The 19,315-nt window shown below is 37.5% G+C and carries 13 protein-coding genes, 1 tRNA gene and 1 pseudogene; 10 read left to right on the forward strand and 5 right to left on the reverse strand.

The genetic code is table 11. The annotated features are described in order from the left end of the window. The first annotated feature begins 9 nt into the window (after positions 1–9). The 6 genes and pseudogenes from H4O18_RS03655 to H4O18_RS22570 all read left to right on the forward strand — a co-directional run bounded on the left by H4O18_RS03655 (position 10) and on the right by H4O18_RS22570 (position 8,328). Positions 10–1,188: a DUF4861 family protein gene (locus tag H4O18_RS03655; RefSeq protein ID WP_187581755.1), complete on the forward strand. Its 1,179-nt coding sequence runs from the start codon at positions 10–12 to the stop codon at positions 1,186–1,188. A 183-nt stretch (positions 1,189–1,371) separates the two neighbouring features. Then, complete coding sequence (locus H4O18_RS03660) at positions 1,372–2,907, forward strand: pyruvate kinase (protein WP_187581756.1); 1,536 nt, start codon at positions 1,372–1,374, stop codon at positions 2,905–2,907. A gap of 309 nt (positions 2,908–3,216) precedes the next feature. Further along, the gene (locus H4O18_RS03665) at positions 3,217–4,509 is read left to right on the forward strand and encodes a glycosyl hydrolase family 28 protein (protein WP_187581757.1); all 1,293 of its coding nucleotides are present in this window, start codon (positions 3,217–3,219) and stop codon (positions 4,507–4,509) included. 717 nt (positions 4,510–5,226) lie between these two features. After that, complete coding sequence (locus H4O18_RS03670) at positions 5,227–7,356, forward strand: S9 family peptidase (protein ID WP_187581758.1); 2,130 nt, start codon at positions 5,227–5,229, stop codon at positions 7,354–7,356. Positions 7,357–7,623: 267 nt separating this feature from the next. Next, positions 7,624–8,103 (forward strand): DUF2975 domain-containing protein, encoded by a 480-nt coding sequence (locus H4O18_RS03675; RefSeq protein ID WP_187581759.1) that lies wholly within the window; start codon positions 7,624–7,626, stop codon positions 8,101–8,103. A 3-nt stretch (positions 8,104–8,106) separates the two neighbouring features. After that, positions 8,107–8,328: pseudogene (locus H4O18_RS22570) on the forward strand (helix-turn-helix domain-containing protein). Here H4O18_RS22570 and H4O18_RS03680 read toward each other — a convergent pair. Both H4O18_RS03680 and H4O18_RS03685 read right to left on the reverse strand, forming a co-directional pair. Next, positions 8,267–9,454, reverse strand: a complete 1,188-nt coding sequence (locus H4O18_RS03680) for a hypothetical protein (RefSeq protein WP_187581760.1) — start codon at positions 9,452–9,454, stop codon at positions 8,267–8,269. The pseudogene H4O18_RS22570 and the gene H4O18_RS03680 sit on opposite strands and share 62 nt — an antisense overlap. 229 nt (positions 9,455–9,683) lie before the next feature. Further along, positions 9,684–11,480, reverse strand: coding sequence for an arylsulfatase (locus tag H4O18_RS03685; RefSeq protein ID WP_187581761.1), 1,797 nt, complete (start codon positions 11,478–11,480; stop codon positions 9,684–9,686). 248 nt (positions 11,481–11,728) lie between these two features. Between H4O18_RS03685 and H4O18_RS03690 the strand changes: the two genes are divergently transcribed. Continuing rightward, a complete protein-coding gene (locus tag H4O18_RS03690) occupies positions 11,729–13,885 on the forward strand; it encodes a cation:proton antiporter (RefSeq protein WP_187581762.1) in 2,157 nt (718 codons plus the stop codon). Positions 13,886–14,173: 288 nt separating this feature from the next. Here H4O18_RS03690 and H4O18_RS03695 read toward each other — a convergent pair whose 3' ends face one another. Further along, a complete protein-coding gene (locus H4O18_RS03695; RefSeq protein ID WP_187581763.1) occupies positions 14,174–14,950 on the reverse strand; it encodes a LuxR C-terminal-related transcriptional regulator in 777 nt (258 codons plus the stop codon). Positions 14,951–15,090: 140 nt separating this feature from the next. Between H4O18_RS03695 and H4O18_RS03700 the strand changes: the two genes are divergently transcribed. From H4O18_RS03700 to H4O18_RS03710, 3 genes are all read left to right on the forward strand, one after another. Then, on the forward strand, positions 15,091–15,684 hold the full coding sequence (locus tag H4O18_RS03700; RefSeq protein ID WP_187581764.1) for a hypothetical protein: 594 nt from the start codon (positions 15,091–15,093) through the stop codon (positions 15,682–15,684). A gap of 287 nt (positions 15,685–15,971) precedes the next feature. Continuing rightward, entirely contained in the window at positions 15,972–17,990 is a 2,019-nt protein-coding gene (locus H4O18_RS03705) for a hypothetical protein (protein WP_187581765.1), read from the forward strand. A 77-nt stretch (positions 17,991–18,067) separates the two neighbouring features. Then, on the forward strand, positions 18,068–18,694 hold the full coding sequence (locus tag H4O18_RS03710; RefSeq protein WP_187581766.1) for a hypothetical protein: 627 nt from the start codon (positions 18,068–18,070) through the stop codon (positions 18,692–18,694). Positions 18,695–18,890: 196 nt separating this feature from the next. Here H4O18_RS03710 and H4O18_RS03715 read toward each other — a convergent pair. Next, positions 18,891–18,964 (reverse strand) — tRNA-Arg (locus H4O18_RS03715). 43 nt (positions 18,965–19,007) lie between these two features. Further along, positions 19,008–19,199: a GIY-YIG nuclease family protein gene (locus tag H4O18_RS03720; RefSeq protein ID WP_187581767.1), complete on the reverse strand. Its 192-nt coding sequence runs from the start codon at positions 19,197–19,199 to the stop codon at positions 19,008–19,010. Between the last annotated feature and the right edge of the window lie 116 nt (positions 19,200–19,315).

A 19,315-nucleotide genomic window follows, 5' to 3' on the forward strand; every position in this document is an offset into this window, starting at 1 on the left:
AATAATGTTATGAAATCACTTTATAAAATAGCAATACTTTCCGTTAGCGTCCTGTTCTCAATAGCTTGTTCCGAAAAAGAGAAACCCACGATCATTACAGTAAAAAATGTTCTCGAAATGGAACGGACTACGGAAACTGTGGAGCTCAGCAAGGCCATCCTTAAGATGGAGGACCTATCTACGATAGGAATTAAAAATACAGAAACCAATCAGCTGGAAATCATCCAAAAGGTGGACAATGATGGGGATGGTACTTTGGATATGATACTATTTCAACCGAAAATGGCCGCGAATAGCGAAAGCAAATTTGAGATTGTTAAAGTTGGGGAAGGGGAAAATCCCACCGCCCCAGAGTTATGTTATTCCAGGTTTGTTCCGGAACGCACCGATGATTACACTTGGGAGAACAATAAGGTCGCCTTTCGAGTATACGGTCCCACCGCACAAAAGATGATAGAAGATAAGGTTCCTGGCGGCACTTTGTCCAGCGGTGTCGACGCCTGGTTGAAGAGGGTGGAATATCCCATAATTGACAAATGGTATAAAGAGGAACTGAGCGGAGTCAGTAGTTACCACAAGGATACGGGGGAAGGCCTGGATGATTTTCACGTAGGTGCCAGTCGTGGAGTTGGAGGTATTGCCGCCAAGGTAGACACCACCTTCTACTATTCCAAAAACTATACGAAATGGCGCACTATTACCACCGGCCCTATAAGGACCAGCTTCTATCTGGAATATGAAGACTGGGATGCCAATGGAAAAACCATTAAGGAATCGCGTGTTATAAGCTTGGACCTAGGTCAAAATTTATCTAAATTCAATATCACCCTAGAAGGTGTAGATGATATTTACGCCGGACTCACCCTTCATGAAAAGGATGGTGAGGTTAGCGGAAAGAAAGACAAGGGATGGGTAAGTTACTGGCAGCCACATGGTGATTCGGAATTGGGAACGGCCATTATTGCCTCCATTAACACTTTCATTGATTTTCAAAAATACGATGTACCAACAAAAGATCTAAGCAACGCCTATGCCCATCTAAAAGTGAAAAATAATACCGTAACCTATTACGCTGGATTTGGATGGAAAAAAAGCGGGCAATTTAACAGCAAACAGGACTGGGAGAATTATTTGGATGCGTTTTCCGAGCAGATCAATCACCCCTTGGAAGTTACTGTAACCCCCTAGGAAGCATTATTAGTTTATAATATATTTAGCAATACCCCTTTTCATAATTATGTTTAGAGGTACTGCTTTTTTTATGACAAATATTAACTCCATTTTGTGCTTCTACCGAGACTTAACCATGTTTTATATTCGTATTTTTAAGTAGCATATGCAAAGTCATTATTTTTTCAAAATCGACATGATATGGAATTCAAAAAACTGGAAACAGAGCTCGAAAAAATTTATGAAAGACTTCTAAATAATGAGTCTATAGCGGACAGCATTGCCACTTCCGTACATCCACAATATAAATCCAGTGCCAAAAACCTATATCGCTATTTACTGCTCCGCAGCTTGGATATTCGTGAGATTCAGAGTGATCTATCCGAAATAGGCATATCTTCCTTGGGAAGCGGGGCCGGGTACGTCTATGAAAATATCTCCAATGCCTTAAAACTTGTGAAATTACTGAATGGCAAAACTTGGGAAAAGAATTCCAGCTTGGAGGCCATCGGATATTCAGGAAGCAAAGAATTATTGGTAAAGCATGCCAATGACCTCTTTAAAACGGATAGTGGGGAACGGGAGACCGAAATAATGGTGACCATGCCAGATGAGGTGACGAAAAATAAAAAACTTATCAAAAAATTGAGACTGGCGGGTATGGGTATTTCACGTCTAAATCTCAGTCATGGAAATGAAAAACTTTGGAAAAAGATTCTTAAAAACATAAAAAGTCTTAAACATGAATTAAATCTTCCCATAAACGTCTATATGGACCTACCTGGTCCCAAAATAAGGATTAGCAATATTTATATAGGGGTCGATAGTGAAAAACCCCTGAATTCTGTTCCCTTCCTAAAAATACACAAGGGGACTAAACTACTATTGATAAAGCCCAATTCGCGATATATTTTAGAAGGCAATGATAAAATAACCCATCCTCTGGATATTGCCTTGATCGAAGTTTCACTTCCTCAAATCATTGATGACCTTAAAGTGGGACAATCCGTATTTTTTGATGATGGTGCTATATATGCCAAGGTCAAATCAATCTCCGATAATTCAGCATCCCTGGACATTAAAAGAACACACAAGAAAAAACTTAGACCTGGGAAAGGCATCAATTTACCCGACACCCATCTAAACCTTCCCTCATTAACTCCGGAAGATTTACAACTATTGCCGTTTATCTCTGCCAATGCGGACTTAATTGGCTACTCATTTGTACGCAATGCAGAGGATGTATCCCAACTTTATGAGGAACTGGACAAACTAGGGAATAATGACATTGGGGTTGTATTTAAGATTGAAAACAGGACCGCTTTTGAGAATTTACCTTCCATCCTTTTTAGAGCCATGAAAAGACCAAAAATTGGTGTAATGATAGCCAGAGGGGATTTGGCGGTAGAGTTAGGGTTTGAACGTATATCCGAAGTACAGAATGAGATACTCTGGTTGTGCGAGGCAGCACAGATACCCGTGATATGGGCCACCCAGGTGCTGGATACTATGGCAAAAAAGGGCATGGCCACTAGGGCCGAAATTTCGGATGCCACCATTAGTGCCCAAGCAGAATGCGTTATGCTCAACAAAGGTCCATTTATAGTGGAAGCCACTAAAACCTTAAAGAATGTGCTTATACGAATGGAAGCCCATTCACAAAAAACAAAGAAGACCCTGAGGGCCTTGAAAGTAGCCAAAAAAGGGTTGAAAGATATCCACAAAGAATTTCAGTAGTTATAAATTCAATTTTTGAAAGCATAACACTAAAAATAAGGTGAGCTAACAAGGAGACGAGGCTACTCAAATTTACAGATAGGGGAGCATTTTAAAATGCAAAACCAAATAAAATATTTGCTATATTGAACAGGTTAAAGCCATAGAACTAGTTGTTTTTATTTGCCTTCGTTGTAGGTGCATTTCAAAGACAAAATGCTACTATACCAAATTTAAGATGAAAATCAATCCTGCAATTTAATATGTTTCATTCTTTTTTAAATTGTAATAAAGAATATGCTTTGAATTTTGTCAAAACTTAAAATCAATATGTATAAAACATTAAAATCAAAATCATTTTTCCACTATTCCCTAATTATACTACTTTTTTTACTGTTACATAGCTGTTCTCCACTGATTAAAAACAATAGTACGGTACAAATCAATCCTAATCAATTTGAAGGCACTGATATTCAACGTATACAATCGGCAATTGATGCAGCTGAGGGAACCACCAATAAGATTGTCATTCCCTCAAGAAATGCCAACGGGACAAATATTTGGTTATTGGACAATGCAATTTTATTGCCAAGTAACATGACCGTACTACTTGATAACTGCACCTTGCAATTATCCGATAAAAGCCGAGATAATATGTTCCGGAGTACAAATATTGGTATTGGAATACCCGATCCTACATGGAATAGCAATATAAATATAATCGGAATTGGGGACGTTTATTTAAAAGGAGCTAATAATCCAAGGGCAACAGGAGATGCTCACCGAAAATTAACCTTAGATCCAGAAAAAGAGAAAAATGCCGGAAACTGGAGGGTTAGTTATGGCAGTGATGCCGGAAAAGAAGGTATGAAGCAAAAAGGAGATTGGCGTAATATTATGATTCTAATGGCTTATGTTAATGGATTCAAATTAAAGAATGTAACTATTGAAAACGCACATGCCTGGGCAATAAGTTTTGAACGAACCATAAATGCAGAAATTTCCAACATAAGGTTTAAGTGCCCCGAGACACAAATGGTCAACGGCAAAGAAGTGTTTATTGCAAACAGAGATGGAATCGATCTCCGTCACGGATGTAAAAATTTCCGAATTGATAATATTTCCGGTATTACTGGGGATGATTTTATCGCACTTTCCACCTTAGGATTATACTCTGAAAATCCAGAAGGTGGAAGTATAAATTCAACTATGGTCTCCTCCCGTACTTGGAGTGGAGCGCAAGATGATACAGAACAAATTTTTATTACCAACATTGTCTGCAAAAGTTCTACACGAGCAGTTGCTATTAGGGCAAATGATGTTGCCAGTATTAATAATGTGTTTATAGACGGGGTAATGTTTAACGGAGGGTATAATGCCATGCTCATAGGTGGAAAAGGATATGGTCATGATTCGCAACCGGGAAAAATAAATAATATCCATGCTATGAATATTATCGGAGAAGGTCAATCTTTAATTCAAATTGAGGAAGCAATATCTGATTGTAGTTTTAGTTATGGAATTTACAAAGGGAGTGGTGACAATATCATTAAGTATAATAAAATTGACCCATCTGAAACATCAAATGTTATTTTAAATAATTTGATAAAAACTCAAAAATAAAAGTAAAAACAATCTCATTATAAGAAGTAGGAAGTTGTAATAAAAAGACGTCGGATCCTTCTTTAAGTTTAATGGTGAAACTAAAAATGTCACCTCAATGTATAAAAACAATGGTCGGTCGAGTAATAAATATAGGTGTCGTGGGCCGCTTCAACTTTCTTGCATTTTGAAATCATGGAGTTCCGAAATCCGCTATTATTCTTCTAAAGATCGTTAGAATAAATTTGAAATCAACCAACTTTTTTGAAATTTAAAATACGAATCGTGAACTATTTAATTTCTACCGAAAGCACCCTCCTTAATTACCTAAAATCTTACATCCGTATTACCCGATATTGGACTGTCTCATGGCGACTTAAAGCATATTTAAGTCTGAAATAGCTTTCCACAAGGGCACAAAAGATGTTTTATGCCAAAATCTCATATGAAAGGCCCAATTTCAGCTCGACAATAATGGGAACTTTATAGTTAATGTATAATATACTTTCAATCCAATTATACTATATTAATTGAGAGTTGAATTCTGAATTTTATGTATATTTATGAGGTAAGCAAAAATGAAAATTACCCAACATTTAATTTTAAATTTTGCTCTTGAATTGAAAACATTGAACTAATGCCAATAACCAGCATAAAAGATTAGTTCTTGCCCCCCTTGTACTACCTATAATCCTAGTGTTCCCTGTATACTCAGACATGTCAACATAAAGTTAAAAAATGAAAAAAATCACAACCCTATTAGGTCTGATAATTTGTATTACCAATGCACAGGCACAATTCCAAAAGGCCACAGCTCCCATCGCAGAAAAAAAAGAACACTGGCGAGTAATACATGCCGATAGTGTAGCTGACAACTATTACTGGATGTATGACTATTTTGGCAAAGGGCCGGACAGTACAAAGGCCATCAACTACCTGAAAGCCGAAAACGCTTATCTGGATACCGTAATGAGTCCTTCCAAACCATTTCAGTCAGACTTATTTGTCGAAATGAAGTCAAGGATAAAGGAAAAAGACGAAAGTGTGCCAGTATATAAAAATGGATATTATTATTACATCAGAACAGAAGAGGGAAAACAGTACTATAAATACTGCCGAAAAAAAGAAAATTTGGACGCCCCTGAAGAAGTTTTACTTGATGTTGATAAATCGGCTGAAGGACATGCTTATTATGCAGCTACCGGATTTGATGTAAGCCCAGACAACAAATTTATGGCATTTGGTGTTGACCTGGTTAGTCGTAGACAATATACCATTCACATAAAAAATATAGAAACTGGCGAAATTCTTAAGGATAGCATTCAAAATACCGAAGGTGACCCTTGCTGGGCAAACGATAACAAAACCCTTTTCTACACTTCAAAAAACTTAGCCACACTATTGCCCGAAAAAATAAAACACCATTCTTTAGGCACAAGTGCCGAAAAAGATGAAGTGGTTTATCACGAAAAAGACAATACCAATTATTTAGGGGTTAAAAAGAGCAAAAACAATAGGCACATTTTTATTTATTCCATGGCAACCCTATCTTCGGAATTAAGGATGATAAATGCCAACAAACCTCGCAGTGTCTTTAAGGTGTTTCAACCTAGGCTAAAAGATGTATTGTATGACGTGGTACCCCTGAATGATAAATTTTTAATCCTCACAAATAAGGATGGCGCCAAGAACTTTCAATTAATGGAATGTCCCCTTGACAAGACCGGAGTATCCAATTGGAAGGAAATAATACCAAATCGCAATGATGTTTTAATAGAAGGTATAGAAGAGTTCCAAGACTTTATTGTGGTTCACGAACGTAAAGATGGACTGGTAAAATTACGTATTAGAAGTTTAAAGGATAATGCGGAACATTATCTCAATTTCGGTGAAGCTGCCTATAAGGCCTTTGTAATTCCCAATCCTGAATACTCAAGCAATGTGCTACGCTATAGTTATACCTCATTAACTACTCCCTCGTCTACTTATGATTACAAAATAAAAAGCAAAGAGAAAATATTATTGAAACAAGAAGAAGTTGTTGGCGGTTACATTTCCACCGATTATGTTACCGAACGTATTTATGCCACTGCAAAAGATGGCACTAAAGTCCCAATATCCTTGGTCTATAAAAAGGACTTAAAAAAAGATACCACAACGCCTCTACTGCTCTTTGGTTACGGCAGTTATGGAATTAGTATGGATGCAAGTTTTGCAAGTAGTAGACTAAGCTTATTGGATAGGGGTTTTGTATTTGCAATTGCCCACATAAGAGGTGGCCAGGAAATGGGTCGCAGTTGGTATGAAGATGGTAAGTTGATGAAAAAGCAAAACACATTTACCGATTTTATCGATTGTGGAGAATTTTTAATACAGGAGGAATATACTGGCAACGGCCATCTGTATGCCATGGGCGGAAGTGCTGGTGGTTTGCTAATGGGAGCCGTGGCAAATATGGCACCTAACATATGGAATGGACTTGTAGCTGCGGTGCCTTTTGTGGATGTGGTAAATACCATGCTTGATGAAAGCATTCCATTAACGACAAACGAATTTGATGAATGGGGAAACCCAAAAAATGAAGAGGCCTATTCATACATTAAGTCTTATAGTCCCTATGAAAATGTTGAAAAGAAAAACTACCCTAACATTTTGGTCACAACAGGTTTACATGATAGCCAAGTACAGTACTTTGAACCAGCAAAATGGGTTGCTAAACTCAGGTCTATGAAAACTGATAAAAATCAATTGCTCTTTCGCACCAATATGGATTTTGGTCATGGTGGTGCCAGTGGACGATTCGATTATTTAAAGGAAATAGCTGAGATCTATGCGTTTTTGTTCAATCTTGAAGGATTTTATAAATAGCAAGGTTGATCAATTAATGATTTCATTCGATGACCAATTTATAATACAAAACCAAATAAACGATATGCAATATTGGATTGATAATAGGTGTTCCATAACTTTTTGCTACATAGGTACGTTAACCGCTATGCGACACGGACAATCTCGAATTATTTAGAACCCCGATATGCATTTTGACTTTAAAACAAAAAGCCAATCTTTAATTTTCAAGAGCAACACTTTGGAGAGAAATGAATATTATTTTAACGATATAGCTTAGAAATCATTATGAAAAGAATTATAATAATATTTCTTCAGGCAATTATCGTGCTAATCAGCATTGTGGCACTTTACATTTTGATTCGTTTTCCATTGACCGAAGGAAGAGCAGAGAACTTAGACCTGTTCAGCATTTACATTGACCCATTCATCTTGTACGGATATGCATCGTCAATCGTTTTTTTTGTAGGGTTGTACAAAACATTCAAATTACTTGGATATTTTGGACAGGATAAATTGTTTACACTGAACTCGATAAGAACCATGAGAAGTATAAAATATTGCGTAATTATATTAAGCATTTTAATTGCGATGGCCGGAATATTTATAAAGATATATCATAATAAAGAAGACGACCCTGCCGGTTTTCTTGCCATGTGTATCATAATTACTTTTATTTCTATCACAATTGCCACTGCTGTGGCAGTGCTTGAAAAAAAATTGCAAAAGGCAGTAGATTTAAAATCTGAAAATGACTTAACACTTTAAGCCATACCAATTATTGTGAATTTAGAGGTGATGATGGCAAAACGAAAAATTTCATTGAATGAACTTCCTGAAAGAATAAATTTTACATAATCCAACCTTTCTATTTTAAGATCATGATAGGCGAAAGCAATTCGTTTTAGCACCTTGAACGCAATTTGCAAACCTACTTTAACGTATCTAGATCAAACGAATACACGTTACCCAAATCATCCGAGAAAAATATAAGTTTAGGTCCATTGGGCAAAAAACTGGCCTTACTCGAAGTGGCATCCCCGTTTTTTCCATTTATTTTGGTCTTCAATTGGACGAGCTCCTTAAACTCCCAGCCATCTTTCTGCTTTACTATTTCATTGACAGAAATATAATATCGATTATTCACTTTGTTTTTTACAGAATGTATTTCAAATATCTTTCCTGATTCAACATGATTAATAATAGGACGGCTAGGACTAAGTCCAGACTTGAGGTTTTCATATGGAACGTTGGTCCATTTGCCTCTCAAGTCCCTCACTCGCATTACAAATTGAGGTTGATTGATTTTGTCCACACTGTTCTTGGTGACCAAAGCCATTTCCCCATTTTCAAACACAGTAGCATTCAGATGATCGTCTGCATTATTATCCCCCTGCTGAACAATTATGGGCTCTGACCAATCGTTCAGAGCACCCCCATCATAATGGATTCGCTCATTGATGGATTGAGTATCTTGGTTGGACCAGATAACCGATACCTGATCTTTAAGTCGGACTATTAAAGAGATGTCATCTTTATTGATATCATCCGCCAGTGTAAATGGATTAGACCAATCCCTGCCATTGGAAGAATGCCAAACCATGATTTTTTCATTCATGTCGGCACAAACCCAATATTCATTTTTTGAATCTTGTGTAATAGTAGCAGTTTCAATAGAGAGGCAGTCCTGAGGAATGGGAAGATAACTCTTCCTTTGATGTTCGTATTGCTTGCTGTGATGGGAATAAGTTATTTGAACAACGTTCAAAGCACATTCACCAACCAAGACAATATGCGCCTCATCACCTTTGCTCCAGACGTCGGCTCTACTCGGTAAGCTATGCCACGCTCTATTAACTACATCCTGACTTGTCCAACCAGAACCCTCCTTTTTCAATAGTTTAGGACCGTCTTCATCACCTACTACCAGCCATTGACCATGATCGTTTGTCCATGATTTTGATTGGGGTTTATCCGCAGTAGCATCTCCGTAATTAACTTTAAAGATGGGATCTAAATAAAGCTCAGGAGTATTGGTTTTTTGGGAAAGTGTACCATATCCGTATATCAATAGACAAAAAAGTGGTAGAAGTAGAAGTAAAATCTTATTAAGTTTCATTGCGTTCAAAATTTGGAAACTAATTTAATCTTTTAAATTTGGGAATTATTCTATAGAAAGATTATCAACTATTAAACAATTTGTAACCAATACTCGAATAAATGCATTGAATAATTTGGATTGACATCCTGTCCATATGAAGCTATGACATAATTCTTACCACACGAATCGATAAATTCGAGTGCCAAATATAATGAAAAGCAATAGTCCCTTTCTAAGACATAAAACATCAATCAATTCTCTTAAACATCAATAGTCGCACATCCATAACTTCTTCTCCAGGAATTTTTAGTGCTTTTAGTGTTAAATTGCCCCTCCCCTTTTTAAGTTTCATCTTACCTAAATCCATAGGAATAAAATCCTTGGTATAGGATTCGATTCTGGGATCTCGATCCCTGCTTTCCCCAACAAGAGGCGGATCATGTGCCTTGCTAATCGTTCCTTTCAGGGTACTTTCACCAATTCGCAATTCAAATTCGGACCCTAAATCCCGTTCTTTGGCCGTATAATAAAGTACCACTTCAAATTCCCCGTGGGCCAACACCTCCACATCCCAGCTTATCCTATCCTCCGTACTTTTCCAATTAGTAAAAAAGGTACAGTTCGGATGCCGATTACTTCGTTCTATATTGCCATGAGCTACTCCATCCCGAGCTGGAATCTGGGTATACACATAATCCGGATGTCCCAAAGTGAAGGGGCGATCCTCCGTATCTTTGGATTTCGGCAGCACCTCTTGAAGCCAATCTCTTTTTAAACTTATTAAAGAATCAGTCAACTGGGGTAATTTCTTGGAAAGATCTACAGTTTGCTCACTATCTAGGAGCATATCATATAAGCGGTCTTCGTTATCCAATCTATATTTATCCATTCGGATGCTTGTACCACTATTCCAATGGTTGTAGACCACTCTTGGTATCCATTCGGGATTATCTTCCATTAGAAGTGCCTTTAAGCTTTTTCCATCCAATGGCTTAAGGGTTTTTACTTGGATTTGTGCCAATTCGGATAAAGTGGGCAATAAATCTATGGAACTTGCTATTTGCGTAATCCGTTTTCCTTGAGGCAAGTTGTTTTTCCATTGCATAACAAGCGGTGATCGCACCCCACCTTCATCGGTAGATCCTTTCTTACCCCGCAATCCACCGTTCCAGCGCCATCCGTTAGGACCATTGTCCGATAGATATACTACGATAGTATTTTCTTCCAGTTTCAAATCTTTAAGCTTGTTGAATACCCGACCCACATTGTAGTCTATATTTTCTACCATGGCCAGGGCAGCCCTCGTAAAGTTTTCGTTTTCCTCCTCTTCTCCATGATATTTCATGGCAAGCTCTTTGTCCTTAAAACGACCCCAGAATTCATCCGGAACCTGCATAGGACTATGTGGCGTGTTATAAGGCAGGTACAGGAAGAAAGGTTTGTCTTTATTCTTATCTATAAAATCTATCCCCTTGTTGGTAAGATCATCTATTATGAATCCCTCTCCCTTTACTATTTCCCCATTATGCTCCAACATTGGACTAAAATAATTACCCCAATGACCGGAGCAGAATCCATAATAATCATCAAAACCCCTTGCATTGGGATGATAGGGTGGTTGCATGCCGTTATGCCATTTTCCATAAGCCGCAGTGGTATACCCGGCTTCCTTGAACACCTGTGCAATTGTCGTTTCATCCAAGTTTAAACGTTCCCCGCCGGCAGAAGTGGAATATACCCCCAGTCTTGGAAAATAGCGGCCGGTCAACAGTTCGGCCCTAGTAGGGGAACAAACAGGACTTACATAAAAATGATCGAACATAACTCCGTTTTTGGCAATAGCATCGATGTTCGGGGTTTGCAGATTAGTGTTTCCAGTTATACCCAGATCTCCCCATCCTTGATCGTCCGCCAATATGAGAACGATGTTGGGTTTGTTGGTGCGATGGGAATTGGAAATTAAATCGGGCTTTACCTTGTCCTTGCAAGAAACAAATGTCACCAATATGGCCAGCACCATATACTTGAATTGGAAATACCTCATTTGGTAGTTATTTTGGAAGTATAAGGTATGAAATCCAGATAATTTCTCAACAAATTATTCATCGAACTGGTTTGAAGCCACTTTTTCTTTGTTTTCACCTAAGGAGAAAAGGACTATAAAGGGTTTGTGAGTCGTACCATCAGGTAAATTAAGGAAACGTTAAGTGGAAGAATTCTTTTCTGAAACGCACATTATTAACCAAAAATAGCTGAATTTAGAGTTGTCCTAAAAAAGGGGAAGTCTACAAGATGACAGATTTTTTTAAACACTTCATGCACGAATTTGAATTACCATTGGGAAATCCAGTGCTGATATTTTCATTAATCTTATTTATCATTCTGTTATCTCCCATTCTATTGAGAAAACTAAATATTCCCGGAATAATTGGCTTAATAATTTCGGGCGTTGTAGTGGGTCCTTTTGGACTCAATGTTCTCGAAAAAAATTCTGCAATCGACCTTTTTTCCACTATTGGACTGTTGTATATCATGTTCATAGCTGGACTCGAACTGGACATGAACCAGTTTAAATCGAATCGAAATAAAAGTCTCTTATTTGGTTTTTTTACATTCATTTTCCCATTAGCAATCGGTTTCCCAGTTTGTTTTTTCTTTCTCGAATATGATTTTAATGCCAGTTTTCTTACTGCCAGTATGTTTGCAACACATACCCTAGTGGCATATCCCATAGTAAGCAAATTAGGAGTTTCGAAAAATCAGGCTGTCGCCATTACTGTTGGCGGAACCATATTAACGGACACAGCCGTACTAATAATCCTAGCCGTAATTATGGGCAATAGTCAGGGTAATTTGAATATGGCATTTTGGATACAATTGGGCGTTTCATTAACTATTTTTTCAGCTATTATGTTCCTTTTAATTCCAAGAATTGCGAATTGGTTTTTTCGTAAACTGGAAAGTGAAAAACACTCACATTATATCTTTGTCCTTTCAATTGTATTTTTTGCGGCGTTCTTGGCCGAATTAGCGGGAGTTGAGCCAATCATTGGAGCATTTGTGGCAGGATTGGCCTTAAACAAGCTTATCCCCCATTCTTCGGCATTGATGAATAGAATACAATTTATAGGCAATTCCCTATTCATTCCCTTTTTTTTGATAAGCGTAGGAATGCTGGTTGATGTTAGTGTTATTCTAAATGGTCAAATGGCTCTTATTGTTGCTGCAACGCTTTCAATTGTGGCATTATTTGGAAAGTGGTTTGCTGCATTGATTACTCAGTTAGCTTTTAAATATTCAAAAACACAACGCCAGCTTATTTTCGGTTTGAGCAGTTCCCATGCCGCTGCAACACTTGCCGTAATTTTAGTGGGCTATAAGGCGCAAATTCTGGACGAAAATATTTTGAATGGCACAATTATACTTATTTTAATCACCTGTGTTGTTGCCTCCTTTGCTACAGAAAAAGCCGCTAAAAAACTTGTCATTGAATCAGAAGATGACACCACGGGCTTAATGAAAGTTAACGGCTTACATAACGAACACATATTATTGCCAATTGCCAATATCGAGAACATGGAAAAACTTCTCGAATTTTCAATCTTTATAAAAGGAACGAAATCAGCCAATCCCTTATCTGTTCTCTCGGTGGTTTCCAATAATGATGAAGCGGAAACAAATATTTTAAAAGCTAGGAACAAGCTGGAAGAATTTGTAGAACAAGCATCTGCAACGGAAACCAAAGTAAGTATCATTACCACCATTGACCACAATGCAGCCAGCGGAATATCTCGTATTGCAAGAGAAATAATGGCGGACATCATTGTTTTGGGCTGGCCAAAACGTACTGGATTTATTGACAAACTGATTGGAGAAAAAGTGGACAGTATTATAAGCAACACCAACAAAACTACTTTTATCTGTCATTTTGAAAAACCCTTGGTGCTTCATAAAAGAATTGTAATTGCAGCCCCTCCTTTAACAGAACACGAAAACGGCTTCGAACTTTGGTTTTCTAAAATTGCCAAATTGGCTCAGGAATTAAGCGTGCCAATTCAGTTATACTGCAATGAATTAACACTGAAATCAGTTAGAAAATTGGTTAAAGAATCTAAATTATCCGCTACAATTACCGCCAATCATTTCAGTGATTGGGAAGATTTCCTGATTCTCTCAAGAAACATACGTGAAGATGACTTGTTTGTTTTGGTATCTGCCCGTAAAGGCGCTGCATCGTATATGGTTATGCTCGATAATCTCCCGTCCAAAGTGGAAAAACATTTTCCAAATAATAGCCGACTTATAATATATCCGCAGCAGTTCGTTCAGAATTTTGGAAGCAAGCGATATGATCAAATTAACCCTGCACCACTAAACAAAGGAATTAAAACCATACAGAACATCAGTAAGGGCATTGGAAAAATTTTTAAAAAGGATAATAAGGAATAATCTGATGGAAGAATACTATTCGGAGAGGACTTATTCCCCGGTATCCGGTTTAAGTGATTTGGAGAGCTTAAAAGCCTACAAGAATTATAATGATTCTTGATACTGTAACCTTGTCCTAGTCCATATTAAAATAGTTTTGGCTGCGCCCTTCCCTACTAAGCTCCGCTTTAATGAAATGGAACTTCATATCGAATCATGAATTAATAATTTTTGACCAAGTCAATGCATTTATAAAAAATAGATTTCAAATTTTAAAAATATCAAACAATATCAACGGTTATATATAGCTTAAATAACACCATCCATTATGCACTTGGCAATTAACTCTGGGGTATTCTTACAGCCCGATTTTCTAAGGATATTTTTTTTGTGCGTATTTATTGTATGTGGGGATACAAACAATTGTTTTGCTATCTCAATGAATTTTTTTCCCTTGGCCAATTCTTTTATGATTTGTATCTCACGCTTGGAATAAATAGATCTCGAAGCAATATCATTAGGATTAAATATATTTTTGGGACTAATGTTATAATAAGAAGGTCTATTGGTACCTATGAAGGACACCTTTTGGTGAAACGGAATATTTAAATAGGTGATATCCGTATGAATACCTAAGACTTGTTGTATTTTGCCATCTCCTGATGCGCTTAAAGCCTTCACTTGATGTAAGATAGTCCTATATGCGCCATCGGCATGCAGCATTCTAAACATATATACAATTTTATAAAGTAAAATATCGTCTTTTGAAATCCTGTTCAGGGAAAAATCGAAGGCCAGGGCTTCCTTCTCATGCATTTTCTCAAGATCTTCGGGATGCATTAAAGAAAATACCTTTTCCATCGTAAATTCTTCTGGGCCAATACCCAAAACTTCCCTTGTTCCTTCATTGACAAATTCCATTTTCAAATCTTCAAAGTTTAGAATGTAGTAATAGAAAGGTCCGACTGAAAAGAGAAATGAGATTTGATCCAAAATCTCCGAGAAGAGTACTTTTTTGTTAGGGCTCAGGATTTTATTTCGAGATTCCCAAACGCTCAATACCTGGGCAATATCGTTTTCCTTCATAGGGGGAAGTTTATCAGTAATTGTTCAATTAAAGATATGTTAAAATACCCAATCTTGGGTATTTCGTATCGTGGAGTTATAGTATAAATTCGATATAACACATTTGATTAGTTCATTAAAATAATTTAAAGGCCCTCGAAATGAAATCTAAATTTAAAAGTTGTTTGATTATTGCCTCCTTCTTAGTATCTCTTAGCACATCAGCTCAAGAAAAGCCAATTAGGATTGGAGTTAAAATTGGTTATCCGAATGCTTTGGGTGGTAACATTGAATATGTCACACCTTTATTAGGCAAAAAATTGGCACCATCTATAGAGTATTCAACATTGTCTCCGGAGAAGCTTTTAGAGATTGAAAAATTTGATTATTCCTATTTACAGTTTGGATTTAATTATTATTTCTTTAAACCTGGGAAGGGCTTATATTCCAATTTGAGCTATGGAATTCTTAAAACTGAAATAATAGATTCCGGGTATTCGTCAGATACTGATTATAATAAAACTGGAACTGGTTATGTGAAGTTATTGAATAAATCAGTCAATTTTAAGCTCGGGGCTAAACTGGGGTCAGGCTTCTATTTTCGTCCCGAGATTGGATATGCTTTTACCCCTGTACCCGAATTTTTGGATACGACTGTAATATTTTCTGACGGCACCTCAGAAGTACAACAAGAAAGTATCAGCCCATTAAATTCAGGCTTGATGTTCAATTTTGGTTTTGGGGCTGCTTTTTAAGTTTAATAAAATGAAAAATTTTGAAACAAGGTTCTTTAGCATGTATCTCCCCGTAAGTTTCTGCAAATTATGTGGGACTTCAATTGGTACAGGCTTTAGGATGGAGCCATTGGTTATTGGTTCTGGAACGATCATATAAAATCTCTTTTCCGATAATGCGATGTCGGCCTACATTTATGGCGGATTAAAGATCACAGCCTACAAAAAGAGAAGATTAAAATTGGATAAGGATATTGTGGATCCGGATATGATTAATTAAATAATCTGACAGTAGTAAATTCTATATTTTGAAAAATTACATCTCTACTATTATAGTAACACTTGTCGCCCTTAGCTTTCATTCATGTTGTACAGATTGTCGTGAAGAAATAGAACAGGAAAATGAAACACCAGATGAAATCATCGTTGACAATCCGGGAGAGCCCCCTGTTACAACAAGCGCAACACTCACTATCAATGGTGTAAGCAGTTTAGATTTTTCAAAGTTGACAGCTCAATCTATAGGTGGAACATCCAAAGTTAACGCAGATGGAAGCTTTCAAGTGGCGCAAGAGGCCAATGAAGTGGAGATTTTACCCTTATTTTTTATGAAAGACGGAGAAATTATGTTCGGGTATTATCCTAAATCAACTACCAATAATGCCATTAATTTTGATGACATCCTTTTATTCTATTTCTCTCTAAATCCTGAAATATCCAAGTACGGCTATACCCATGAAACGCTTTTAAGTATAATAAAAGCTAGCCCCAAGTATACTGAATTAAAAGATCTTTTGGCCGTTACCCTTAATACCAATTCATCCCCCCTAAAAAATACGGCATTTGTAGAGCTCTTAAAGGAATCTGGAAATATAATGGTTACCGGCAAAAGAACATCTAAAGACACTGACGAACCCTTTGAGTTTAAGTTCACATATTCCAGGGCCGGCAAAATTGAATGGCCAAACAAACTCCCCATTTATTCCTCATTAGTGATTGTCATTAGGAATATAGATAATCAAGACACCGAACTTAGTCCTTTTTTGGTCAACTCCAAGGGCATGATAGACAGTCCTAGTTCCTTAACGGCCTATATATATGACACTTTTTTCGAGGGATACCGAAATGATGCAAATTCGGTTCAGCTTTTTGATGAAGGATATTACCATCTGGATTTCTCAGTAAACCAAAATTATGGAATTTCAGAAACCATAGTAAAGGCCAATGCCAAAAACCTTGCGAACTTAAATATTAATCTACTTGTAACTGCCTTCCCTATAGGCTTAAAATACCTTTTAAAGGGGGAGTGCGGCAACCTCATTAAAGATTTGACAAAATCCAACTATTATTCCCCTGTTTATGAAACCAATTTCGTAAGCTATATAAAATCCAGTCATGATAACTTTTACACCGGGATACAAAATTGTACTCCCGAAGCTAAATGGAACTACTTCAACGCCATACGCTTAATAGGTGCCAATTTAAAAATAGATGAATATTCATTGGAACTATTTCAGATATTAAAAGATTATAATTCCTTCAATAATTCAAATAACTATTTAAGACTTAATTATTTTGATCAAATGGCATTTGGTGATCTTGTCGCCAATTTCGACAAAGATCCTTATCTTGGTTATTACCTAGGCGTGGCCAATTCACCTTATACGGTTAATGATACCATAAAAGAAACCGTTAATAAATGGAACATATCTCGAGCAGCAAGCCTAACCACTATTGAGAAACAAACCAATTATATCCCTGTAAAGGGCCTGGTATTTGATGTTAGGAAAGAGTTTGGTGATGCAACAGTAAATGAAAGCAAGGTGATCACCAACAGTGAAGGCGGATTAAGTTTTACTTTTATTAATGGTAGTAGTCACGTTACCAGCAATATTAATAATCCTGATTCCTATTTTTTAATTGAGCCCTCCTTTGCAAAGAATAAAAAAGAGCTAGTTATAGGTGATTATCCGAAAGGCATTTCTATGAAACTGGATTCCCTGGAATACTATAAAAACCTTATACCCGGAAATTGGACAAATACCATTTTTTACCCAGATGGCTCAAGTGAGGTGTATAAAGTTACCTTCGAAAGTCCTTCCCCAGGTCAGGGTACAAATCAATTTGGTTCAGGGGCAATAAATCAATATACTGACAGTAGTGGTAATACCCAATTTTTTTCGGATTGGCCTGTAGGATATCGATACACGGGAAGCATTGAAACTGGTTACTACCTTATTTTACTAATTGGAAATGAGAAAGGTGGCAGGATATATCTTGAAAACAAGATAAATCCTCAGGATGGGGCTATGATGGTTAAAGATTAGTCCCCCTTCCAAAGGATAAATTATTAATATCCAAGAGATGTTTTTAGATTCACATTTGTATGGTTAGACAGCGTTAAATGGGTGATTTTAAGACGGAAAACATCTGCCAGAATCGGGATTGGCTGCGCCCTTCCCTACAAAGCTCCGCTTTGAAAACCACAAAAAGTTATGCTTCGCGGTACTTCAAAAAAGAAGCGAGAATGGAACAGGATTACGAAAAAGGGATTGGCTGCGCCTTCCCAACCGTGTTTCCACCTCAAACATTTAACAACCCAGGCCTTCTCAGAACTCTTTACTCTTCGCAAAAACCTTGGAACCAAATCCGAAAAACGGGATTGGCTGCGCCCTTCCCTACAAAGCTCCGCTTTGAAAACCACAAAAAGTTATGCTTCGCTATACTTCAAAAAAGAAGCGAGAATGGAACAGGATTACGAAAAAGGGATTGGCTGCTCCCTTCCCAACCGTGTTTCCACCTCAAACATTTAACAACCCAGGCCTTCTCAGAACTCTTTACTCTTCACAAAAACCTTGGAACCAAATCCGAAAAACGGGATTGGCTGCGCCCTTCCCTACAAAGCTCCGCTTTGAAAACCACAAAAAGTTATGCTTCGCTATACTTCAAAAAAGAAGCGAGAATGGAGCAGGATTACGAAAAAGGGATTGGCTGCTCCCTTCCCAACCGTGTTTCCACCTCAAACATTTAACAACCCAGGCCTTCTCAGAACTCTTTACTCTTCACAAATACCTTGGAACCAAATCCGAAAAACGGGATTGGCTGCGCCCTTCCCTACAAAGCTCCGCTTTGAAAACCACAAAAAGTTATGCTTCGCTATACTTCAAAAAAGAAGCGAGCTTCTTTTAGAAGCTCGCTTGCAAAACCACTTTTTTGTGGTTTATTCGTGACCCCGGAGGGATTCAAACCCCCAACCCTCAGAGCCGAAATCTGATGCGCTATTCAGTTGCGCCACGGGGCCTTATATTTAATTTTCTCCAACGTCTACCAGCAGCCGATTTTAGCTACTTTTCTCTATTTCTAGCCGCAAGCCTGGTTTCGTAATCCTCCGTCAGGACTACTTCCCAAGGGACATAAGCCTTGGTCGATTTTGTCTTTCCAGAATTATGCTGTTTGATACGAACTTCAATGTTATCCGTAATTCCAACATAGTATCTTTCAAAATTACTACTATATATGACATAGACCTTATACATTCTCTATAAAATCTGATGCGCCCCGCCCGAACGTGCCAACGACTATCCTATAAACCTACCCTACCAAGTTCGGGCACGGGCGGGTATTCAGTTGCGCCACGGGGCCTAATATTGAC

This window comes from Arenibacter arenosicollis (genome assembly GCF_014397245.1).
GTDB classification, from domain to species: Bacteria; Bacteroidota; Bacteroidia; order Flavobacteriales; family Flavobacteriaceae; genus Arenibacter; species Arenibacter arenosicollis.